Origin of the sequence: Leclercia sp. G3L, from assembly GCF_021117075.1 — a bacterium.
GTDB lineage: Bacteria > Pseudomonadota > Gammaproteobacteria > Enterobacterales > Enterobacteriaceae > Enterobacter > Enterobacter adecarboxylatus_C.
In genome coordinates this window covers 2,032,396-2,054,686 of the sequence record NZ_CP088265.1, presented here as the reverse complement: position 1 = coordinate 2,054,686, position 22,291 = coordinate 2,032,396, and the positions used below count along the sequence as shown (strand labels likewise).

The window sequence follows — 22,291 nt, the reverse complement described above, 5'->3', positions numbered from 1 at the left end:
GTGGTTCATAAGTTTTAAAAAATTGAAACAACGGCCAGCAGCACCCGTACAGATTCCGTTTTAAACCATTAATTACCAGGTAGGTATGTATGAATGAAAACAAGATGTTGGGGCTGGCGTGGATATCACCCTACATAATTGGGTTGATACTTTTCACCGCCTTCCCCTTTGTTTCATCTTTCTTCCTCAGTTTTACTGAGTACGATTTGATGAGCCCGCCGGTATTTAACGGCATAGAGAACTATCGCTACATGTTTACGGAAGACACCCTCTTCTGGAAATCCATGGGCGTGACCTTTGCCTATGTCTTTTTAACTATCCCACTGAAACTGGCCTTTGCGCTGGGTATTGCGTTTGTTCTGAACTTTAAACTGCGCGGCATCGGCTTCTTCCGTACCGCTTACTATATTCCATCGATCCTCGGCAGTTCCGTGGCCATTGCCGTTCTGTGGCGCGCCCTGTTTGCTATTGATGGCCTGCTCAACAGCTTTATCGGCGTGTTTGGTTTTGACGCGGTGAACTGGCTTGGCGAACCTTCTCTGGCGCTGATGTCCGTGACCCTGCTGCGCGTATGGCAGTTCGGCTCAGCGATGGTGATCTTCCTCGCCGCCCTGCAGAACGTCCCGCAGTCGCAGTATGAAGCGGCGATGATAGACGGCGCGTCCAAGTGGCAGATGTTCATGAAAGTGACCGTGCCGCTGATTACACCGGTGATCTTCTTCAACTTCATCATGCAGACCACCCAGGCGTTCCAGGAATTTACCGGTCCGTATGTTATTACCGGCGGTGGACCAACCTACTCCACCTACCTGTTCTCACTGTACATCTACGACACCGCATTCAAGTACTTTGACATGGGTTACGGCGCGGCACTGGCCTGGGTCCTGTTCCTGGTAGTCGCTGTCTTCGCCGCTATCGCCTTTAAGTCTTCGAAATACTGGGTGTTCTACTCCGCCGATAAGGGAGGCAAAAATGGCTGATATTCAACAACTCTCCACGGCGAGAAGCATCGCAGAACGTGAAGTGGCGCGGACGCTGCGTCGTGAAAAAATTAGCGCCAGCATTCGCTATGTGATCCTGCTGTTTGTTGGCCTGCTGATGCTCTATCCGCTGGTGTGGATGTTCTCGGCGTCGTTCAAACCGAACCACGAGATCTTCACCACCCTGAGCCTGTGGCCGGCACACGCTACCTGGGACGGCTTCATTAACGGCTGGAAAACCGGTACCGAGTACAACTTCGGTCATTACATGCTGAACACCTTCAAGTATGTGATCCCGAAAGTGATCCTGACCATTATCTCCTCCACCATCGTGGCGTACGGCTTTGCCCGCTTCGAGATCCCGTGGAAGAAGTTCTGGTTCGCAACGCTGATCACCACCATGTTGCTGCCAAGCACCGTGCTGCTGATCCCTCAGTACCTGATGTTCCGTGAAATGGGCATGCTGAACAGCTACATGCCGCTGTACCTGCCGCTGGCCTTCGCTACGCAAGGGTTCTTCGTCTTCATGCTGATTCAGTTCCTGCGCGGCGTACCGCGTGACATGGAAGAGGCGGCGCAGATTGACGGTTGTAACTCCATTCAGGTGCTGTGGTACGTGGTGGTACCCATCCTGAAGCCGGCCATCATCTCCGTGGCACTGTTCCAGTTCATGTGGTCAATGAACGACTTTATCGGGCCGCTGATTTACGTCTACAGCGTGGACAAATACCCGATTGCACTGGCTCTGAAAATGTCCATCGACGTCACCGAAGGTGCGCCGTGGAACGAAATTCTGGCAATGGCGAGCATCTCCATTCTGCCATCCATCATTGTCTTCTTCCTGGCACAGCGCTACTTCGTACAGGGCGTAACCAGCAGCGGAATTAAAGGTTAAGAGGGAAATATCATGGCTGAAGTTATTTTCAACAAACTGGAAAAGGTTTACTCCAACGGCTTCAAAGCGGTACATGCTATCGACCTGAAAATCGCTGAAGGTGAATTCATGGTGATCGTCGGCCCGTCCGGCTGCGCGAAGTCCACCACCCTGCGTATGCTGGCCGGTCTGGAGACCATCAGCGGCGGCGAAGTGCGCATCGGCGACAAGATCGTCAACAACCTGGCGCCAAAAGAGCGTGGGATTGCGATGGTGTTCCAGAACTATGCGCTCTATCCACATATGACCGTGCGTGAAAACCTGGCCTTTGGCCTGAAGCTGAGCAAGCTGCCAAAAGCGCAGATTGAGGCTCAGGTTAACGAAGCGGCCAAAATCCTCGAGCTGGATGAGCTGCTGGACCGCCTGCCGCGCCAGCTCTCCGGTGGTCAGGCCCAGCGTGTGGCCGTAGGCCGTGCGATTGTGAAAAAGCCGGACGTGTTCCTGTTCGACGAACCGCTCTCTAACCTCGACGCCAAACTGCGTGCCTCGATGCGTATCCGTATTTCGGATCTGCACAAGCAGCTGAAGGCCTCCGGCAAACCGGCGACCACCGTCTACGTGACGCACGACCAGACCGAAGCGATGACCATGGGCGACCGCATCTGCGTGATGAAGCTTGGCCATATCATGCAGGTGGATACCCCGGACAACCTGTACCACAAACCGAAAAACATGTTCGTGGCCGGCTTTATTGGCTCACCGGAGATGAACATCCGCGCCAGCAAACTGGTGCAGCAGGACGGCCAACTCTCCCTGACCATCGGCAACCAGACCATGCCGTTAAGTCCGGAGCTGAAAGAGAAAGTCGCCGCGCATGTTGATCAGGACATTTTCTACGGTATCCGCCCTGATTTTGTCTCAATTTCCGATGAGCCCTTCGCCCAGGGCAGCTGCAGCGGCGAAATGGTCCGCGCCGAAAACATGGGACATGAATTCTTCGTTTACCTGAAAGTTGGCGAGTACGAACTGACTGCCCGAATTCCTTCCGATGAAGCTAAGCCGATGATTAACAAAGGCCTTCACCGTAAGGTGTACTTTAAGTTCGACATGAATAAGTGTCATATCTTTGACGCGAAAACTGAACAGAACATCTCTCTCTAATGGAGTTATAAAAATGAAAAAAGTGCTTTTAAGCGCCGTTATCTCCGCTACTTTTGGAATGAGTGCCCTACCCACTTTTGCTGCGGACAGCACCGATCTGCGTATGTCCTGGTGGGGCGGCAATGGCCGTCACCAGGTCACGTTGAAAGCTCTGGAAGAGTTCCACAAACAGAACCCGGATATTAACGTTAAGTCGGAATACACCGGCTGGGATGGTCACCTGTCACGTCTGACCACGCAGATTGCGGGCGGCACCGAGCCGGACGTGATGCAGACCAACTGGAACTGGCTGCCGATCTTCTCCAAAACCGGCGACGGCTTCTACGACCTGAACAAAATGAAGGACGTGATCGATCTGACGCAGTTCGATCCTAAAGAGCTACAGTCCACCACGGTGAACGGCAAGCTGAACGGGATCCCGATCTCCGTGACCGCGCGCGTCTTCTACTTCAACGATGAAGCCTGGAAAAAAGCGGGCGTTGAATACCCGAAAACCTGGGATGAGCTGATGGCGGCGGGTAAAGCTTTTGAGAGCAAACTGGGCAAACAGTACTATCCGGTGGTGCTGGAGCACCAAGATACGCTGGCGCTGCTGAACTCCTACATGATCCAGAAGTACAACATCCCGGCGGTCGACGAGCAGGCGAAGAAATTCTCCTACAGCAAAGAGCAGTGGGTTGAGTTCTTCCAGACCTATAAGAAGCTGATCGACAGCCACGTGATGCCGGACACCAAGTACTACGCGTCCTTCGGTAAGAGCAACATGTATGAGATGAAGCCGTGGATCGAGGGTGAATGGGGCGGGACCTACATGTGGAACTCCACCATCAAGAAATACTCCGACAACCTGAAGCCACCAGCGAAGCTGGAGCTGGGCAGCTATCCAATGCTGCCGGGCGCAACGGATGCCGGTCTGTTCTTTAAACCCGCCCAGATGCTCTCTATCGGGAAATCCACTAAGAACCCGGAAGCCGCAGCGAAAGTCATCAACTTCCTGCTGAACAGCAAAGAAGGCGTTGAAACCCTGGGCCTGGAGCGTGGCGTACCGCTGAGCAAAGTGGCGGTGAAATACCTGACTGAAGACGGCACCATCAAAGAGAACGATCCGGCGGTTGCGGGTCTGCGCCTGGCGCAGTCTCTGCCAGCCAAACTCTCCGTATCGCCATACTTTGACGATCCGCAGATCGTGGCCCAGTTCGGCACCTCCCTGCAGTACATCGACTATGGTCAGAAAACGGTAGAAGAGACTGCTGCTGACTTCCAGCGCCAGGCTGAACGTATCCTGAAACGCGCAATGCGCTAATTATCTTAGATTATCAATGCCCTGCCGCTATGCGGTGGGGTATTTTTTTATCTGAAGGAACATACCATGAAAGGAAAAATCATCCCCCTGAATTTCCGTACCCGTCAGGACAGCCAGACCGGCCACGACGTGATACGGCTGACGCCCCCGCACATCATCTGTCACCGTAACTACTTCTATCAGAAATGCTTTACCCGCGATGGCAGCAAGCTGATCTTTGGCGGCGCCTTTGAGGGCCACTGGAACTACTACCTGCTGGACATTGAGCAGCAAAAAGCGACCCAGTTGACCGACGGCGCCGGAGACAACACCTTCGGTGGTTTCCTCTCCGCGGACGATAAATCTCTGTGGTACGTGAAAAATAGCCGCGAACTCAGACGCGTCGATCTCGACAGTCTTGAAGAGTATGTGGTGTATGAGGTCGATAACGACTGGGTGGCCTACGGCACCTGGGTGGCGAACTCTGACTGTACGAAGCTGGTGGGCATCGAGATTAAGAAAAGCGACTGGCAGCCGCTCACCGACTGGAGCAAATTCCGCGCGTTCTACTTTACCAACCCGGAATGCCGCCTGATCAACATCGATCTGCAAACCGGTGAACGGCGGGTGATTTTGCAGGAAAAACGCTGGCTCGGACATCCGATTTACCGTCCGTTCGACGACAGCACCGTGGCATTTTGTCATGAAGGGCCGCGCGACGCGATCGATGCCCGCATGTGGCTGATCGGCGAAGATGGCAGCAATCTGCGCAAGGTGCGCCAGCATGCCGCGGGCGAGAGCTTTACCCACGAGTTCTGGGTGCCGGACGGCTCAGCGCTCTATTACGTGGCGCACAAGGAGAACGATCCGCAGCGCTACCTGTTCAGCGCCGATCCGCAAACGCTGGAGAATCGCCAGCTGATGGCGATCCCGCCCTGCTCTCACCTGATGAGTAGCCACGACGGCTCGCTGATCGTCGGTGACGGCGCGCCGCACAATACCGGCGATATCAGCCTCAACGATCCCTTTATTTGGGTATTCGATATTGAACAAGGCACGCAAACCGCCATCTGCCAGCACAACACCAGCTGGAAAGTGCTGGACGGCGATCGCCAGGTGACCCACCCGCATCCGTCGTTTTCACCGGAAAATAAGTGGGTGCTGTATACCTCGGATGAAGAAGGGATGCCGGCGCTCTATCTCGCCCGGGTGTGAAAAAAGCCGGGTGGCGGCTACACCTTACCCGGCTTACGGTTTTGTAGGCCCGGCAAGCAAAGCGCCGCCGGGCATTACCCTCACACGCCGATGTTTCTTAACTTCTCCCCTGACATCAGCTTGCGCTCAATATGCTCCAGGGTGACACCTTTGGTTTCCGGAATCAGCCAGAAGGTGATACCAATAAAGGCCACGTTCAGCACCGTATAAAGCCAGAAGGTCCCTGCCGCGCCGATAGAATCCAGCAGGGTCAGGAAGGTGGCGCCAATGATCATGTTCGACACCCAGTTAGTGGTGGTGGAACAGGTGATCCCGAAATCGCGGCATTTCAGGGGCTGAATTTCGGAGCACAGGATCCACACCACCGGCGCGGCGCTCATCGCGTATCCCGCGATGCACATCATCGTCATCCCCACAGAGAGCCAGGATAAGCTGCTGGACGCCGTACCGTTATCAAACTGCATCAGGCAGTAGCCGAGGATCAGTGTTCCCAGCGCCATCACGCTAAAACCAATTTTCAGGGCCGGCTTACGGCCCGCTTTATCGACGGTAAACACCGCAATAAAGGTGGCAAACATAAAGGTCAGCCCCACTACCAGCGTGGCGATCATCTGCTGTTCGGTAGTGGTGAACCCGGCCATTTTGAAAATACGTGGCGCGTAATACATGATGATATTCATGCCGGTAAACTGCTGCATCGCCTGCAGGAGCATGCCGAGAAATACCGCGCGACGGACGTTGCGGTTTATTTTGAACAACGACCAGCCACCCTGTTTCAGCTTGAGGCTTTCGCGGATCTCGTTCAGCTCTTCCCGCGCTTTCTCAGAGGTATCGCGCAGCATCCGCAGCACTTCTTCCGCCTCGACGTGACGCCCTTTTTGCGCCAGCCAGCGTGGACTGTTAGGCAAAAAGATCACCAGCACAATCAGCAATACCGCCGGTAATGCCAGTACACCCAGCATTGCGCGCCAGTTGCCGCTGTAGCTGAAATACGTATCAGAAAGAAAGGCCAGCACAATTCCGAGGGTCACCATCAGCTGGTACATACTTATCATTTTGCCGCGCACGTTTTCGCTCGCCATTTCCGAGAGATAAAGTGGCGCCGTATACGAGGCGATCCCCACCGCCACGCCCAGTAGGACTCGCGAGAGCAACAGCACTTCCACGTTAGTGGCGAAAGCGGATCCTATCGAGCCGGCGACAAACAGAATGGCACCGACCATCAGGCTATATTTCCGCCCCAGCCGGAACGAGAGCCAGCCGTTGAAGAGCGCACCGATAGCCGCGCCCAGCATCATACTGCTCACCACCCACTCCTGCAGGCGATTACTGAGCGTAAAGTGATCGGTGATAAAAGGCAGCGCACCGGCAATAACGCCGATATCCAGCCCAAACAGTAAACCGGCCACCGCCGCGGAAACAGAAACAAACAGGTTCATCCTGCGGGTATCGCGCAAGGCGCGGGGCATAAGGGTAGAGTCATTTATAGATGTCATATTTTCCTGCCTGAACAGCGTAAGACGTTAAATGAAACTACGAGAAACCCCGGAAAAGTGTCAGGTCGTATAGCGCGAAAATATGGATTTATTGGCTGGCAGGTAGCGTTCTGTGATGGACATTACAATTTAAAACTATGATGAGTATTCACCACTTTTGGTTAAACGCATGACTTATAGACATTAAATATGTGATATGCGTCATTTTCGTCAAAAGCCTATGGATTTTTCTCTTTTATGTATATGGACAATGAATTATTCAGGGCAAAAAAAACCTCCGCCCAGGGCAGAGGTTTTTCGGCAGTGGCGAGAATTAACGCGCCAGCCAGCCGCCATCAACCGCGACGGTGTAGCCGTTGATGTAGTCAGACGCGCTGGAAGCCAGGAACACAACCGGCCCCATCAGATCGCTCGGCAGACCCCAACGACCCGCCGGGATACGCTCAAGGATCGCCGCGCTGCGCTCTTCATCAGCACGCAGCTGCTGGGTGTTGTTGGTAGCCATGTAGCCCGGAGCGATGGCGTTCACGTTGATGTTGTGCTGCGCCCATTCGTTCGCCAGCAGACGGGTAACGCCCATTACGCCGCTTTTGGAGGCGGTGTAAGAAGGCACACGGATGCCACCCTGGAAGGAGAGCATGGAAGCGATGTTGATGATTTTGCCGCCGTTGCCCTGCGCGATAAAGTGCTTCGCTGCCGCCTGAGACATGAAGAACACGCTCTTGATGTTCAGGTTCATGACGTCGTCCCAGTCCTGCTCGCTGAAGTTGATCGCGTCTTCGCGACGGATCAGACCGGCGTTGTTGACCAGAATGTCGATTTTACCGAATTCAGCCACAGCACGATCCAGCAGCTCAGGAATGGCGTCGATTTTGCGCAGGTCAGCGGTCAGGCTCAGGAAACGACGACCCAGCGCGGTCACACGCTCGATGGTCTCCTGCGGCTCAACGATGTTGATCCCGACGATGTCACAGCCAGCTTCCGCCAGGCCGACCGCCATACCCTGGCCCAGACCGGTATCACAACCGGTAACGACCGCAACTTTACCTTGCAGAGAAAATGCATCAAGAATCATTTTTTATCCTTTATCTTTCAGCGCCTGAACGAACAGGCAAGTTTGTGCTTAACTGTCCGCGACTAGCGCAGATCCTTAACGGCTACGTGGTCCATATCATCGAAGACCTGGTTTTCACCCACCATGCCCCAGATGAAGGTATAGGCACGCGTACCTACGCCAGAGTGAATAGACCAGCTTGGAGAAATGACGGCCTGCTCGTTATGCATCACGATATGGCGCGTCTCCTGCGGCTGACCCATCATATGGAATACACAGGCGTCTTCTTCCATATTGAAGTAGAAGTACACTTCCATGCGGCGCTCGTGGGTATGGCACGGCATGGTGTTCCACAGGTTGCCCGGCTCAAGCTCGGTCAGACCCATGCTGAGCTGGCAGGTCTCCAGCACATCAGGAACGAAATATTTATTGATGGTGCGGCGGTTGCTGGTGAGGTTGTCACCCAGGGTGACCGGTGAGACTTCCGCCGGGGTCACTTTTTTGGTCGGATAGGTGGTGTGTGCCGGGGCGCAGTTGTAGTAAAACTTCGCCGGTTTGCCGCTATCGACGCTGGCGAAGACCACTTCCTGCGCGCCTTTCCCGACGTACAGCGCGTCGCGATGGCCGATCTCATAGCACTGACCGTCAACGGTGATGGTGCCCGGGCCGCCGATGTTAATCACGCCCAGCTCACGACGCTCGAGGAAGAAGCTGACGCCGAGCTGCTTGCCCACTTCACCACCGACAGAGACCGTTTTGGCCACCGGCATGATGCCGCCAACGATGATGCGGTCAATGTGGCTGTACACCATGGTGTATTGATCAGCGACAAATACTTTCTCAACTAAAAACTCATCGCGCAGACCCTGGGTATCCAGCGTTTTTGCATGCGCGCTGTGGATGCTTTGTCTGACTTCCACATTAACCTCCAGAATTTATCGGCCCCGAAGGCCATGATAATTAACAAAACGGTGTTCCGTTTTCGTGATGGGCACATATTATCTGCTGTGAAATGGGTTTTCAATTACATTGAAAACGATGTTTCACTTTTTCTGTTAGTTAATCTCAAAATTGCAGTTGCGATCACGATTGTCAGGGAGTTGACATCGCTTTCTTAAAACTAATTTTTAAAATTCATACTCTAATTTTTAAATTAAACAATAACTTATAAAGGAATAAAAAATTGATGCCGGGATGATAAAAATCTGAACAGATGTAAAGAGAATGATGAATTCGCGGGCTTTTCCTTCAGAAGTGCGCCACCAGTCACACACACTGAAACGATGTTTTGATATTTTAACACCCAGTTTTTAAACTCATATTTTACCGATCGGACCGCAGGTAAAACCCTGTCGTCGAATTCAAGGAGTGCATCATGGCAAAAGGCATGCGGGTCAAACTGAACTATGAGGTCAGTCGCGATCCGGATACAGGCGTGGAAGTCACCCGCCTGACCCCCCCTGAAGTTACCTGTCATCGTAACTACTTCTATCAAAAGTGTTTTTTCAACGACGGTAGTCATCTGCTGTTTGCTGGTGAATTCGATGGCCACTGGAACTACTATCTGCTGGATCTGAAAAAGGCCGAAGCGGTGCAGTTAACCGAAGGCGCGGGCGACAACACCTTTGGCGGCTTCCTGTCGCCGGATGATAAATCCCTCTATTACGTTAAGAATGATCGCACCCTGCTGGAAGTCAATCTGACGACGCTGGTTGAGCGCGAAGTGTATCGCGTGAGCGACGACTGGGTCGGCTACGGCACCTGGGTGGCCAACTCTGACTGCACCAAACTGGTGGGTATCGAAATTGCGAAGAGCGACTGGACCCCGCTGAACGACTGGAAAATCTTCCACGACTTCTTCCATAAAGGACCGCACTGCCGCCTGCTGCGCGTCGATCTGCAGACCGGCGAAAGCAGCGTGATCCACGAAGAGAAAAACTGGCTCGGTCACCCGATCTACCGTCCGTTCGATGACAACACCGTCGCGTTCTGCCATGAAGGCCCGCACGATCTGGTGGATGCCCGCATGTGGATGGTTAACGAAGACGGCAGCAACGTGCGTAAGGTTAAAGAGCATGCGGAAGGCGAAAGCTGCACCCACGAGTTCTGGGTACCGAACGGCTCGGCGCTGGTGTATGTCTCTTACCTGAAAGGCCAACAAGGCCGTACGGTGTATAGCTTCAATCCGGATACCGGCGAGAACAGCGCAGTGATGCAGATGCCGACCTGTTCGCACCTGATGAGTAACTTTGACGGCACGCTGCTGGTGGGTGATGGTTCCGGCACGCCGGTTGATGTGAAAGACACCAGCGGCTATACCATCGATAACGATCCTTACCTGTATGCGTTTGACGTGGCGAAAAAAGCTTACTTCCGCGTTGCGCGTCACGATACCTCCTGGGCAACCGTGGCCAACAGCCGCCAGGTGACCCATCCGCATCCATCCTTTACCCCGGATGATAAAGCGGTCCTGTTTAGTTCCGATAAAGACGGCAAACCTGCTCTCTATATTGCGAAGCTTCCTGAGCAACCTGAACTGTTGCGTGAATAAAAGTTTGTGTTTGTGTTCCTGTAACTGGCCTTGCCCTTCTTTATGGAGGGCTTTTTTTTATCTGTCGATCGGTGAAGTCATAAATTGCAGGCATAAAAAAACCGACTCGTTCGAGCCGGTTAATCCCGGAGGTACTGCTTGTTATTAGAACGAATATGCTACACCGACACGGAGACGGGTCTGACGCTCATCGGTCTCTTTCACACCGACGTTGCCCACTTCACCATATGGGGCCCAGTTTTTATCAATTTTGTACGCCAGCTTGACGTTATATTCCTGGGAGTAATCTTTGTTGTTATTACGGATAGTGCCTTCGGAGCTTTTCGCGTATACGTAATTGAGCTCGGTACGCCAGTCGCCCATCACCCAGCCAACCCACGCATCGCCACGGTTAACTTTATCGTCGTCTTTATTCGAGCTTGACGGATAACGGGTGTAGTCATAACGGTAACGTGCGGCAACGTAGAAGCCATTATCGAAGCTATATTGCGCATGCAGATACGGTTTATAAATGGTGAAACTGTCTTTACTTTCAACGGTAAAGCCTGGTGTTAACGCAATATTCGGGGTTGCTTTCCAGCGCCAGCTAATCTGGTCTTCGTGACCATTACCTACCACATCGGAAAACGGCTGGTCAGCTTTATCGCCGCCGGATTTCCATTTCGCTTCTACTGAAAAACCAAAACCATTTTCGAAACGGTGTGAAACTGCCACGCGGTCTGCGTTGGTACCAGTATCAATGTATTCGTGACGCAGATCCACGGTGACAGCCTGAGCTGCGAAAGAAGCGCCAATAAGTGAAGCAAGGACCAGAGATTTCTTAAACATGGACAAACCCTCGTTTAAAATGATGTTTCGTTTTTATGGAATTGAATTTTATTTTTTTAAATACGTAATTTTAGTGATCATGATCGTAATTATTTGTTTCATTTTTTTTGGCAAAGCCAGGCGTGAGCAATATCAACAAAAGAGGGGTTTTAAGCGGAATTTAACGGATCGGGATCACACTAAATTTTTATTAGCGACTCAGCGAATGCGGTAAATATTTCGAGGAAGTTTGAGAATCTACTTACAAGGGTAAAAATATGATGGAGCTCACAAACGAATAAGCCTCCGTGACGGGAGGCTTATTTAGGTTGATATATATCAAAGCGAATTAGCGTTCTATGGCGAGTGCCACACCCTGCCCGCCGCCAATGCACAACGTCGCCAGCCCTTTGCGGGCATCACGTTTCACCATCTCATGCACCAGCGAGACCAGAATACGGCAGCCAGACGCGCCAATGGGGTGGCCCAGCGCTATCGCCCCGCCGTTGACATTGACCCGGCGCTCATCCCACTCCAGCATTTTCCCTACCGAAAGCGCCTGGGCAGCAAAGGCTTCATTGACTTCGATCAGATCGACATCCGCCAGCTGCCACCCTGCCCGCTCCAGGCAGCGGCGCGTCGCATGCACCGGGGCGATTCCCATTAAGGCGGGATCCACGCCGACGCTGGCAAAGGCTTTAATGCGCGCCAGCACCGGCAGATTCAGCGCTTCGGCTTTGCTCTCGCTCATCATCATCACGGCGGCGGCACCGTCGTTGATAGAGGAGGCATTCCCGGCGGTGACCGAACCGGTGAGTTCAAAGGCAGGATTGAGCAACGCCAGCCCTTCTGCGCTGGCATCGGTACGCGGCTGTTCATCGGTATCCACCAGCAGATGTTCACCGTTCTGCTTCTGCGCGTTGACCGGGACAATCTCATCCCGGAAACGGCCTGCGTCAATGGCGGCCCGGGCCTTATGTTGAGAGCTGAGGGCGTAGGCGTCCTGTCGTTCACGGGAGATACCATATTCCCGCGCCAGGTTTTCCGCCGTAACGCCCATATGGTAATCGTTGAAGGCATCCCACAGCCCGTCGTGCACCAGGCTGTCGATAAGCTGGCTGTTCCCCAGCTGAGCGCCCGTGCGGCTGTCGGTCAGAACGTGCGGCGCGCGGCTCATGTTCTCCTGACCACCGGCGATCACCACGTCGGCTTCACCGCACTGGATCGCCTGGGTTGCCAGGTGCAGCGCCTTAAGCCCGGAGCCACAGACGTCGTTGATGGTAATGGCAGAGACGGTGTTGGGTAATCCCCCTTTCAGCGCGGCCTGACGGGCAGGGTTTTGCCCGGCCCCTGCGGTCAGCACCTGACCGAGGATCACCTCGTCGATCTCGTGGGCCTCAATGCCACTGCGCTCCACCAGCGCGCGGACCACCACGCTGCCCAGATCTACCGCCGAGTGGCGTGAGAGCGCTCCCTGGAAACAGCCAATTGCTGTGCGCAACGCACCCACTATCACGACGTCTTTCATCTCAACCTCTGCGCAAAATGACACCGCACATAGTAGAGTATTGTTATCAACTAATGATGTAATTGTTTAAAAAAAGTGAGTTTTATCACAAAGGATCGCGCACTCATTTTGCAGGCCCGGATGTAAAGCCCGCATGCATTCACACAACTTATAATTTCCGCGCTAATTATAAGAGAACGCATTTGCATTATGACGGCACGACGATAAGTTAGGAGTGGCAAACACGCGTTTACACTGGAGTAACAAATGTCCGACTGTATCATTCCAGAAATAAAAGAATCAGAAGAAGAAATCATCGCCATCCGCCGTCATTTACATGCCAATCCCGAATTAAGTCTCGAAGAGTTTAATACCAGCAATCTGGTGGCTCGCCAGCTGGAAGGCTGGGGCTATCAGGTGACGCGGGAGATCGGAAAAACCGGCGTGGTCGGCTCGCTCAGCAAAGGCCAGGGCAGCAAATCCATCGGCCTGCGCGCCGATATGGATGCCTTACCGATCTTAGAAGCCACCGATTTGCCGTGGGCCAGTACCGTACCGGGCAAAATGCACGCCTGCGGCCACGACGGCCACACCGCGATTTTACTGGCCGCGGCGAAATACATTGCCTCGGATGCCTGCCAGTTTAACGGCACCGTGCACCTTATTTTCCAGCCTGCCGAAGAGGCGATTGGCGGCGCGGATTTAATGATTAAAGACGGGCTGTTTGACCGCTTCCCCTGCGACCGTATTTTCGCCCTGCACAATATGCCTTATCTGCCGACCGGTAAGTTTGGTTTCTATGAAGGCAACTTTATGGCCTCCGCCGACACCGTGAAAATTACCCTGCAAGGGTACGGCGGTCACGGTGCGCACCCGGAACGCACCGTGGATCCGATTGTGACCGGGGCCGCCCTGATCATGTCCCTGCAGAGCATTGTGGCACGTAACGTGCCGCCGGGTGAAACCGCGGTGGTGACCGTCGGCACCTTCCAGGCGGGCATTGCCTCTAACGTGATCCCGGACAGCGCGGTGATGGAGCTGACGGTGCGTTCGATGAAGCCGGAGATCCGCGACCTGCTGATCCGTCGGATTCAGGAGCTCACCGACTTCACCGCCCGCAGCTACGGCGCCACCAGCGAAGTGGAGATCTATGACTCCTACCCGGTGCTGGTGAACGATGCGGAACAGACCGCCTTCGCCCGCCAGCTGGCCGTCGAATTCTTTGGCGAGGATGCGGTACTCGAGAGCGTCTCCCCGTCCAACGGCAGTGAAGATTTCGCTTTTATGCTCCAGCAACGTCCGGGCAGCTATTTCCTGCTCGGCAACGGCGAGAAAGGGGAAAAAGGCGGCTGCATGGTGCATAACCCGGGCTACGACTTTAATGATGAGATCATTACCACCGGGGCCTCCTTCTTTGCCCGTTTGGTTGAAAACTATTGCCGTTAAGACAGGGACAGATAATGAAAAAATACCTTTTACCGCTGGTGGCACTGCTGGCAACGTCGTCTGCCCTGGCAGCAGAGACCAAAGAGCTGCGTTTTGGCGTGGATCCGACCTTTGCCCCCTTTGAATCGAAAAATCCGCAGGGCGAGGTGGTCGGTTTTGATATCGATCTGGGCAATGCCATCTGTAAGCAACTGCAGGCGAAATGCGTCTGGGTTGAAAGCAACTTCGACGGCATCATTCCGTCCCTGAAGGCGCGTAAATTTGATGCCATCCTCTCCGGGATGTACATCACCGACAAGCGTAAAGAGCAGATTGCCTTCAGCGACAAGATCTACAGCGGCCCGGCTTTCCTGGTGGCACGTAAAAACAGCCTCGCCAGCAACAGCGTGGATCAGCTGAAGGGGAAAACCATCGGCGTTGAGCAGGGTTCCGCCCAGGAAACTTATGCCAATGAGCAGTGGCGCGGCAAGGGCGTTAACGTGGTGGCCTACCAGGGTGCCGATCAGGTGATCCGCGACCTCGAGTCCGGGCGTATTGATGGCGCCGTGCTCTCCGGGGTGATGGCGGAATACAGCTTCCTCAACAAGCCGCAGGGTAAAGAGTTTGCCTTTGTCGGCAATGCGCTGCAGGACGATGCCCTGTTTGGCGCCGGGGCGGCCATTGGACTGCGCAAAGAGGATGACCAGCTGCGCCAGGAGTTGAACGGCGCTATCGCGGCGATCCTGGCGGACGGGACCTATAAAAAGCTCGCCTCACAATACTTCAGCTTCGATATTTATACCGGCAAGTAACCCTGTTCCGCCCTTCACTGGCTGAAGGGCGGAGATTTCCAGTACTGGGTTAAGGCAGGCTCGTTGCCATTAATTGGATCCGACTCAGGAAACGGCAGCGCCACGATACGCGCCAGTATTGCCGGCGTTGCCGCCTGCTTACACAGATCGAACTCCATCCCCGGCGGATATGCCCCTACTACCTGAAAATCGAGCGTTGCAGATAAGCGGCAGTGCCCGGTTCCCGCAGGCAATAACAGGGCGTCCCCGGCTTCGACCTCCATCTCTTCACCCCCAGGACCGCCAATCACCAGGCGCGCCGTTCCCCGGGCAACACCCAACACTTCATGGGCAGTCGAGTGGTAATGGTGATAGTCGAAAATCCCATCGCGCCACTGGGGCGGCCATCCGTTGTCGGCAAACCGTTGTTCAAACTGGCTGGCAAAATCGCCTTCCGATATTACCCCTTTATAGATCAGCACCGGCAGATGAGGATTATTAGGCACCCAGTCTCTGGCTGAGAGCAGCAGCACCCGGGGCGTAATGGTATTTTTAGCGGCCATGTCTCTTCTCGACGGTTAATTCACCCCATCAAGTGTAGTCCTTTTAGATTTCGGTACCGATCAGGGGAATGTCGTATTCATCACACAGGATCCGCCTGGTGCTGAAGCCAGTGCCGCAGCCAGTTTCCCGCCGTCCCCGGCGGAGAGCGCTTATTCCACACCAGATCGATCGCTACCGAACGCGGCCAGCCCGGCACGTTGAGTTGCACCAGGGCTTTCGCAGGGGAAAACTCTGCTACCAGCGCACAGGGCAGCGCGCACCAGCCGAAGCCCTGCACCGCCATGCTGAGCAACATCAGGTAGTTGGGCGCAGACCACACCGGACCCTGGGCCAGCACCGGTTCGCGCTCCAGATAGGTGTTCAGGCGCAGCTCCCGCCAGCCGTGCAGTTCATCAGCTTCAGTGCGCTTTTGCGCGGCGAGGGGATGCGTGGCGGAGGTATAGATCGCCATGTGGGTCTGCATCGGCAAGCGAACGGCGGCAATGTCGGTGGGATAACTCTCCCGCGCCTCCGTGAGGCCGATGTGCGCCCGCCCTTTTTGCAGCAGGTCGATGACATCTTCTTCTTCACCGATGAGGCATTCGAATTCGGTATGGGGAAAACGCTCGTCAAAACGAAACAGCATCTCCTCCAGCACGTCCGGGTGCAGGGTGTCGGAGAGCACAAAGGTCAGCCGCGCTTCGGTCTCTTCACTGAGGGAGACCGCCAGCTCGTCAAGCCGCGCGCTGGCGGCGAGGATCGACTGAACGTAGCCCAGCACCTGTTTACCCTGGGCGGTGAGCACCGGCTGACGGGCGCTGCGATCGAACAGCGCGAAGCCGAGGTCATCTTCCAGATGGGCGATGGCGGTGCTGATGGTGGACTGGCTTTTGCGCAGGCGGCGGGCGGCAGCGGAGAACGAGCCGGCGGCAACCGTCTCGACAAACGCCGTTAAGGCTTCGGGGGAGTAGCGCATGATGTATCTACTTTATCGATGGAATCCAACTTTTATATATCAGTTTTAACGATAAAAATAGCGACCTGATTCTGCCCATCCTGGCAGGTTAATGAGGTATCAGGTTATGCAGCACAACGATATTCAACACCGAAAACTGCCGGAGCGTATCTTCCACGCCGTCTGTTTCGAGGGCATCGCCACGGCGATCCTCGCCCCGACCACCGCCTGGCTGATGCAGCGTCCGGTGCTGGAGATGGGCGGATTGACTATTCTGCTCGCCACCACGGCGATGATCTGGAATATCATCTATAACGCCGGTTTTGACAGGCTGTGGCCGCGGCATATCATTACCCGCACCGCCAAAGTTCGCGCCCTCCACGCCCTCGGCTTTGAGGTCGGGTTTATTTTTATCGGCGTCGGCATTGTGTCGCTGGTGCTGGGCGTAAGCCTGTTGCAGGCGTTTACCTTAGAGATTGGCTTCTTTATTTTCTTCCTGCCGTACACCATGGTCTATAACTGGGCCTACGACACCCTGCGCGATCGCGTCATGAAGCGACGCCAGCAGCGACAGCCTGCAACCTGGTAATCCCTCCGGCCGGAAATGCTTTCCGGCCTGCTTAAACCCGCATCAGCCACCACGCCAACTGATGATTATGGTAAAATAGTCTCCTTTTTGTTGGTTTTATAGTTGATACTTTTCTCTCATGTCGAAAATCTGGTCTAAAGAAGAGACCCTCTGGAGCTTTGCCCTGTACGGCACGGCCGTGGGCGCAGGAACCCTGTTTCTGCCCATCCAGCTGGGATCTGCGGGCGCTGTCGTCCTGTTTATCACCGCCCTTGTGGCATATCCATTCACCTACTGGCCCCACAAAGCGCTATGCCAGTTCATCCTCTCGGCAAAAACAAAAGGTAGCGAAGGGATCACCGGCGCGGTCACCCACTACTACAGGAAAAAGATCGGCAATCTAATCACCACGCTCTACTTTGTCGCCTTTTTTGTGGTGGTGCAGATCTACGCCGTGGCGATCACCAACTCGCTGACCGAACAGCTGGCGAAGCATATAACGGTGGACACCACCGTGCGGGTGCTGGTCAGCCTGGGCGTCGTGCTGGCGTTGAATCTGATCTTTTTGATGGGGCGTCATGTCACCATCCGGGTGATGGGCTTTCTGGTCTTTCCGCTGATTGCGTACTTCCTGCTGGTGTCGCTGTACCTCACCCACAGCTGGCAGCCCTCGCTGCTCACCAGCCAGATGACGGTTGATAAGCACACCCTGCACCAGGTGTGGATCTCTATTCCGGTGATGGTGTTCGCCTTCAGCCATACCCCGATTATTTCGACCTTTGCCGTCGACCGGCAGGAGAAATATGGCGACGCCGCGATGGGCAAATGCACCCGCATCATGAAGGTGGCGTACCTGATCATCTGCCTGAGCGTGCTGTTCTTTGTCTTCAGCTGCCTGCTGTCGATCCCGCCGTCCTATATCGTCGCCGCCAAAGAGGAAGGGGTCACCATTCTCTCCGCGCTCTCGATGATGCCCTCCTCCCCTTCCTGGCTTGGGATTTCCGGGATTGTGGTAGCCATCATCGCGATGTCGAAGTCGTTTCTCGGCACCTATTTTGGCGTGATTGAGGGGGCAACGGAGATAGTGAAATCAGGATTAAATCAGGTTGGGGTGAAGAAAAGCCGGGCCTTCAATCGGGCCGTGTCGGTAATGGGGGTCTCTCTGATCACTTTTGCGGTGTGCTGCATTAATCCCAATGCCATCTCGATGATCTACGCCATCAGCGGGCCGCTTATCGCCATGATCCTGTTTATCATGCCGACCCTGTCGACCTTCCTGATCCCGGCCCTGAAGCCTTACCGCTCCGTCGGCAATGTGCTGACGCTGATTGTCGGGGTGTTATGCGTGTCGGTAATGTTTATTGCTTAAAGCGGGGATGAGTGTGATAACGCTGCCGGGAAAGGCCATACAGCACGTGAGTGGCAAGCCGGTGATCGGCCGGCAGCGACGGGTGCAGAAAGTGCCCCTGTTTAGTCATTCCCAGGCGTTGCATTAACGACTCAGAAGAGACGTTGTGGATGGAGGTAAAAGAGACCACCTCGTCCAGCTCCAGCACCTCAAAGGCATACGCCAGGCAGGCCGTTGCGGCTTCACAGGCAAACCCCTTGTGCCAGAACGGTTTTGCCAGTCGCCAGCCAATTTCAGTGCAGGGTGAAAATGAAAAACGGTCAGGCTGATGATGCAGGCCGACCATGCCGAGAAAGGTCCCGCTGGCCTTCTCCTCCACCGCCCAGAATCCCCAGCCGTTGAGGTCAATGAGCGCGTGAAAGCGCTCTGCCAGCGCATCGCTCTCTTCCCGGCTCAGGAGCGCGGGGAAGCAGCCCATCACCTCCGGGTCACTGTTCAGCGCGGCAAATGGCGCCAGATCCTCTGGTCGCCATTGCCGGAGCCGTACCCGTGCGGTCTCAGGCGCGGATATCGTCATACTCGCGGGTGTTATCAAATTCGTGTTTCGCAAACGGGCACAGAGGGATGATTTTGCGGTTCTCTGCGCGCATCTTTTCTACCACCTTCGCCACCAGCTGTTTGCCCACGCCCTGCCCTTTCAGGCTGGGATCGACATCGGTATGCTCAATAATGCTGAGGTGTTCGCCGGTGGGAACAAAGACAATTTCCGCGACCTGGTTGCCATCGGCATCATTCACATAAAACTTGTTATGGCCTTCCTGAATTTCCATGGGTTCTCGCTTATTTGTGGCGGTATTTGAGTGCGCCGCTTGGGCAGGTATCGATCACACGCACAACCGTATCAACATCCACTTCATCAGGGATGATCCACGGCTTACGTTTCAGGTTGAAGAGTCTGGCGCTGCCACGCACGCAGTTTCCCGCGTGCTGACAAATACCGGTATTGAAGTAGACATCAATTTTCTCACCGGTATAGGCCCGGTATCCCGCTTGCAGGAGATCGTTATCCATGACATTGCCTCTGTAATTATTATGAGTTTGGGAACAAGCATAGCGTTGGCGTGCAGCTTCAAAAAGTTAACATTTATTTAATGTATGAATCCAGCACCTTCAGCACGACATCAAGATCCTCTTCCCGCTTCACTTCATCGCCTTCATGAACGATATGCTCAGTGAGATGGCCCTTAATCACTTCCCGCATTAAGCCGTTTACCGCCCCGCGGATCGCCGCGATCTGCTGCAGCACCGCAGCACATTCGTGCGGCTCGTCCAGCATCTTTTTCAGCGCCGCGACCTGACCCTGAATTTTATTGGTACGGGCTTTAAGCTTCTGTTTATCACGGATGGTATGCGACACGTGGCACCTCGTTAACCGAAAAATCAACGCTGATTGTAACATCGACGATCTACTGGGGGGTAGTATACTGTACTGGGGGGGAGTAGAATCCGGGCACCAACAACTCACAAACAACGCTTCTCATGAACGAATTTACCGCTCTTCTTCAGCAAGGTAATGCCTGGTTTTTTATTCCCAGCTCCATCTTATTAGGTGCTTTACACGGCCTGGAGCCCGGCAATTCCAAAACCATGATGGCGGCTTTTATCATCGCCATTAAAGGCACGGTGCGGCAGGCCGTGATGCTTGGGCTGGCCGCGACGATTTCCCATACCGCCATCGTCTGGCTGATTGCCTTTGGCGGGATGTACCTCAGCAACAGGTTCACCGCGGAATCGGCTGAACCCTGGCTACAGGTGATCTCTGCGATCGTTATTCTGAGCACCGCGGTGTGGATGTTCTGGCGCACATGGCAAGGGGAGAAGAGCTGGCTGGAGGAGACGCAGGGGCATGCTGACCACCACCACCATGATCATGACCATGACCATGACCATGACCACCATGATCATCATCACGAACACGAACACGAACACGATCGTGCCGCGCTGGAAGGGCTGGAGGTCAATTCGAAGGCGTATCAGGATGCCCACGAGCGCGCTCATGCCCATGATATTCAGCGCCGCTTCGCCGGCAGAAAGGTAACTAACGGGCAGATCCTGCTGTTCGGCCTCACCGGAGGTCTGATCCCCTGCCCGGCCGCCATCACCGTACTGCTTATCTGTATCCAGCTGAAAGCCTTAACCCTGGGCGCAACGCTGGTGGTCAGTTTCAGCATGGGGCTGGCGCTTACCCTGGTGACCGTTGGCGTAGGGGCCGCGGTGAGCGTACGTCAGGTGGCAAAACGCTGGAGCGGGTTTAATACGATGGCCAGGAGAGCCCCCTACTTCTCCAGCGTGCTGATTGGGCTGGTGGGGATTTATATGGGGATCCATGGTTTTTTGGGCGTAATGCGATAAACCGCTGATAACCATGTTTATTGTATTGTCTTTAGGGTAGTCTGTTTTCTTTATCAGCAGACTACCCGGAGCGCCTGAATGACGATGGATAACCCCCTCTATTTGAAAGGATTAGTTGTTATATTGCTTGCCTTTTGGGCATGGGACGCAATCAAAACAAAGCGAAAAAAACGGTCTGCTGACCCAGCCATTGCACACGCTGATGCCAGGGAACGCAACGCATGGCGCTATGTCAGATGGGGGTTTCGGGTAATACAGATCGCCTGTGCGCTCTATTTTGTACAGATGCTGATTCAGATCTTACTGGCGTAGGTTTGCAGGGAGTAAGGGAACAGACAAAGGAATTATGGAGCGGGCGAAGGGAATCGAACCCTCGTATAGAGCTTGGGAAGCTCTCGTTCTACCATTGAACTACGCCCGCTTTGAGGTGCGTAAAGCATTATAGACCTTACGCCTCTTCTGACAAGACTCCCATACGCTAACCGGCGATTAAATAACCACTTAGCACTTCGGTTTGCCGCCCGGCGCCGGTAAATAGCGTACCGGATCGATCGCCGTCGCCTTATAACGGATCTGGAAATGCAGCGCCACGGTATTGGAGCCGGTGCTGCCCATGGTGGCGATCTTCTGCCCGGCCTTCACGTTTTGCCCGTTATTCACCAGCAGAGTGTCGTTATGGGCATAGGCGGTGATGTAGTCCTCGCCATGCTTAATCATGATCAGGTTGCCATAACCGCGCAGCTGGTTGCCGACATAGACCACCTTGCCCGCATCAGAAGCATACACAGGCGACCCGCGGGTACCGGCGATATCAATCCCTTTGTTTCCCCCTTCTGCGGTGGAGTACGGTATCACCACTTTTCCGCTGGCAGGCCAGACCCAGCAGCGCTGCCCGACGGGCGGCCAGGAGGACTTAGGTACGGCGTAAGAAGGCGTGACCGCGGCGGTTTTACCTTTACTCTTTGAAGAGGATTTTTTGGCCATGGCGCTGCTGCCGTTTACCTTCAGCTTTTGTCCCACTTCAATGGTGTAAGGTGGCGAAATATTATTCAGACGCGCCAGATCCTTCACGCTGGTGCCGGTCGCACGCGAGATGCGGTACAGCGTATCGCCGCGTTTAACGGTATACACAGGACCAGAATCCGATGCCTGATTGCCCGCGCATCCCGCCAGCAACAGGGCCAGGATCAGGCAAAACAGAGCAGAAACGGTTTTTTTCATCGGGCTTCCTGCAAACAAAACAGTTCCTCGGTCAACGTGAATGGCCGCGCTATGATAGCAGCCCCGACTGATATGGGTCAGCCCTTTTCCGCTCTGGGCGA

24 protein-coding genes and 1 tRNA gene are annotated in these 22,291 nt (G+C 54.5%); 12 read left to right on the top strand and 13 right to left on the bottom strand.

Annotated elements, in window-relative coordinates; all coding sequences use genetic code 11:
- Window positions 1-89: 89 nt before the first annotated feature.
- From LRS40_RS11345 to LRS40_RS11325, 5 genes are all read left to right on the top strand, one after another.
- Window positions 90-980, top strand: coding sequence for a carbohydrate ABC transporter permease (locus LRS40_RS11345; RefSeq protein ID WP_032613798.1), 891 nt, complete (start codon window positions 90-92; stop codon window positions 978-980).
- Complete coding sequence (locus LRS40_RS11340; protein ID WP_032613800.1) at window positions 973-1,875, top strand: carbohydrate ABC transporter permease; 903 nt, start codon at window positions 973-975, stop codon at window positions 1,873-1,875. The genes LRS40_RS11345 and LRS40_RS11340 overlap by 8 nt, the downstream gene beginning before the upstream one ends.
- 12 nt (window positions 1,876-1,887) lie before the next feature.
- Window positions 1,888-3,015 carry an ABC transporter ATP-binding protein gene (locus tag LRS40_RS11335; RefSeq protein WP_142486983.1) on the top strand — a complete coding sequence of 376 codons (1,128 nt, stop codon included), beginning with the start codon at window positions 1,888-1,890 and terminating at the stop codon, window positions 3,013-3,015.
- Window positions 3,016-3,028: 13 nt separating this feature from the next.
- On the top strand, window positions 3,029-4,318 hold the full coding sequence (locus LRS40_RS11330) for an ABC transporter substrate-binding protein (protein ID WP_231313721.1): 1,290 nt from the start codon (window positions 3,029-3,031) through the stop codon (window positions 4,316-4,318).
- Window positions 4,319-4,384: 66 nt separating this feature from the next.
- Window positions 4,385-5,512 carry an oligogalacturonate lyase family protein gene (locus tag LRS40_RS11325; RefSeq protein WP_231313720.1) on the top strand — a complete coding sequence of 376 codons (1,128 nt, stop codon included), beginning with the start codon at window positions 4,385-4,387 and terminating at the stop codon, window positions 5,510-5,512.
- An 80-nt stretch (window positions 5,513-5,592) separates the two neighbouring features.
- Here the strand turns inward: LRS40_RS11325 and LRS40_RS11320 are convergent, their stop codons facing one another.
- From LRS40_RS11320 to kduI, 3 genes are all read right to left on the bottom strand, one after another.
- Window positions 5,593-7,026 (bottom strand): sugar porter family MFS transporter, encoded by a 1,434-nt coding sequence (locus LRS40_RS11320; protein ID WP_255673661.1) that lies wholly within the window; start codon window positions 7,024-7,026, stop codon window positions 5,593-5,595.
- 295 nt (window positions 7,027-7,321) lie between these two features.
- On the bottom strand, window positions 7,322-8,083 hold the full coding sequence (gene kduD / locus LRS40_RS11315) for a 2-dehydro-3-deoxy-D-gluconate 5-dehydrogenase KduD (RefSeq protein WP_032613810.1): 762 nt from the start codon (window positions 8,081-8,083) through the stop codon (window positions 7,322-7,324).
- 62 nt (window positions 8,084-8,145) lie between these two features.
- Window positions 8,146-8,982 (bottom strand): 5-dehydro-4-deoxy-D-glucuronate isomerase, encoded by an 837-nt coding sequence (gene kduI, locus LRS40_RS11310; RefSeq protein ID WP_142486987.1) that lies wholly within the window; start codon window positions 8,980-8,982, stop codon window positions 8,146-8,148.
- A gap of 455 nt (window positions 8,983-9,437) precedes the next feature.
- Here kduI and LRS40_RS11305 point away from each other — a divergent pair, with 455 nt between their 5' ends.
- Window positions 9,438-10,613, top strand: a complete 1,176-nt coding sequence (locus tag LRS40_RS11305) for an oligogalacturonate lyase family protein (protein WP_231313718.1) — start codon at window positions 9,438-9,440, stop codon at window positions 10,611-10,613.
- A 144-nt stretch (window positions 10,614-10,757) separates the two neighbouring features.
- On the opposite strand, the gene LRS40_RS11300 is transcribed toward LRS40_RS11305, so the two are convergent.
- The gene (locus tag LRS40_RS11300) at window positions 10,758-11,441 is read right to left on the bottom strand and encodes an oligogalacturonate-specific porin KdgM family protein (protein WP_142486989.1); all 684 of its coding nucleotides are present in this window, start codon (window positions 11,439-11,441) and stop codon (window positions 10,758-10,760) included.
- A 328-nt stretch (window positions 11,442-11,769) separates the two neighbouring features.
- Complete coding sequence (locus LRS40_RS11295) at window positions 11,770-12,948, bottom strand: acetyl-CoA C-acetyltransferase (protein ID WP_156264574.1); 1,179 nt, start codon at window positions 12,946-12,948, stop codon at window positions 11,770-11,772.
- Window positions 12,949-13,194: 246 nt separating this feature from the next.
- On the opposite strand from LRS40_RS11295, the gene LRS40_RS11290 reads away from it, so the two are divergent.
- A complete protein-coding gene (locus LRS40_RS11290; protein ID WP_142486992.1) occupies window positions 13,195-14,373 on the top strand; it encodes a M20 aminoacylase family protein in 1,179 nt (392 codons plus the stop codon).
- A 14-nt stretch (window positions 14,374-14,387) separates the two neighbouring features.
- A complete protein-coding gene (locus LRS40_RS11285; protein WP_142486993.1) occupies window positions 14,388-15,164 on the top strand; it encodes an ABC transporter substrate-binding protein in 777 nt (258 codons plus the stop codon).
- A 14-nt stretch (window positions 15,165-15,178) separates the two neighbouring features.
- Here LRS40_RS11285 and LRS40_RS11280 read toward each other — a convergent pair whose 3' ends face one another.
- Complete coding sequence (locus tag LRS40_RS11280) at window positions 15,179-15,706, bottom strand: cupin domain-containing protein (protein WP_231313717.1); 528 nt, start codon at window positions 15,704-15,706, stop codon at window positions 15,179-15,181.
- A gap of 80 nt (window positions 15,707-15,786) precedes the next feature.
- Complete coding sequence (locus LRS40_RS11275) at window positions 15,787-16,662, bottom strand: LysR family transcriptional regulator (protein ID WP_231313716.1); 876 nt, start codon at window positions 16,660-16,662, stop codon at window positions 15,787-15,789.
- Window positions 16,663-16,768: 106 nt separating this feature from the next.
- On the opposite strand from LRS40_RS11275, the gene LRS40_RS11270 reads away from it, so the two are divergent.
- Together LRS40_RS11270 and LRS40_RS11265 are read left to right on the top strand one after the other, a co-directional pair.
- On the top strand, window positions 16,769-17,230 hold the full coding sequence (locus tag LRS40_RS11270) for a multidrug/biocide efflux PACE transporter (protein WP_231313715.1): 462 nt from the start codon (window positions 16,769-16,771) through the stop codon (window positions 17,228-17,230).
- A gap of 118 nt (window positions 17,231-17,348) precedes the next feature.
- Entirely contained in the window at window positions 17,349-18,578 is a 1,230-nt protein-coding gene (locus tag LRS40_RS11265; protein ID WP_231313714.1) for an amino acid permease, read from the top strand.
- Here LRS40_RS11265 and LRS40_RS11260 read toward each other — a convergent pair.
- The 4 genes from LRS40_RS11260 to rcnR all read right to left on the bottom strand — a co-directional run bounded on the left by LRS40_RS11260 (window position 18,568) and on the right by rcnR (window position 19,974).
- The gene (locus tag LRS40_RS11260; RefSeq protein WP_231313713.1) at window positions 18,568-19,134 is read right to left on the bottom strand and encodes a GNAT family N-acetyltransferase; all 567 of its coding nucleotides are present in this window, start codon (window positions 19,132-19,134) and stop codon (window positions 18,568-18,570) included. The two genes, LRS40_RS11265 and LRS40_RS11260, sit on opposite strands and share 11 nt — an antisense overlap.
- A complete protein-coding gene (locus LRS40_RS11255; RefSeq protein WP_142486998.1) occupies window positions 19,115-19,387 on the bottom strand; it encodes a GNAT family N-acetyltransferase in 273 nt (90 codons plus the stop codon). The genes LRS40_RS11260 and LRS40_RS11255 overlap by 20 nt, the downstream gene beginning before the upstream one ends.
- Before the next feature lie 10 nt (window positions 19,388-19,397).
- Window positions 19,398-19,628, bottom strand: coding sequence for a 4Fe-4S mono-cluster protein YjdI (gene yjdI, locus LRS40_RS11250; protein WP_103792598.1), 231 nt, complete (start codon window positions 19,626-19,628; stop codon window positions 19,398-19,400).
- Between the two features lie 73 nt (window positions 19,629-19,701).
- A complete protein-coding gene (gene rcnR / locus LRS40_RS11245; RefSeq protein WP_142486999.1) occupies window positions 19,702-19,974 on the bottom strand; it encodes a Ni(II)/Co(II)-binding transcriptional repressor RcnR in 273 nt (90 codons plus the stop codon).
- 122 nt (window positions 19,975-20,096) lie between these two features.
- Between rcnR and LRS40_RS11240 the strand changes: the two genes are divergently transcribed.
- Entirely contained in the window at window positions 20,097-20,969 is an 873-nt protein-coding gene (locus LRS40_RS11240; RefSeq protein ID WP_231313712.1) for a nickel/cobalt efflux protein RcnA, read from the top strand.
- 78 nt (window positions 20,970-21,047) lie between these two features.
- Window positions 21,048-21,281 (top strand): hypothetical protein, encoded by a 234-nt coding sequence (locus LRS40_RS11235; protein WP_231313711.1) that lies wholly within the window; start codon window positions 21,048-21,050, stop codon window positions 21,279-21,281.
- 35 nt (window positions 21,282-21,316) lie between these two features.
- On the opposite strand, the gene LRS40_RS11230 is transcribed toward LRS40_RS11235, so the two are convergent.
- Both LRS40_RS11230 and actS read right to left on the bottom strand, forming a co-directional pair.
- A tRNA-Gly gene (locus tag LRS40_RS11230) sits at window positions 21,317-21,390 on the bottom strand.
- A gap of 80 nt (window positions 21,391-21,470) precedes the next feature.
- Window positions 21,471-22,190 carry an amidase activator ActS gene (actS, locus tag LRS40_RS11225; protein WP_231313710.1) on the bottom strand — a complete coding sequence of 240 codons (720 nt, stop codon included), beginning with the start codon at window positions 22,188-22,190 and terminating at the stop codon, window positions 21,471-21,473.
- Between the last annotated feature and the right edge of the window lie 101 nt (window positions 22,191-22,291).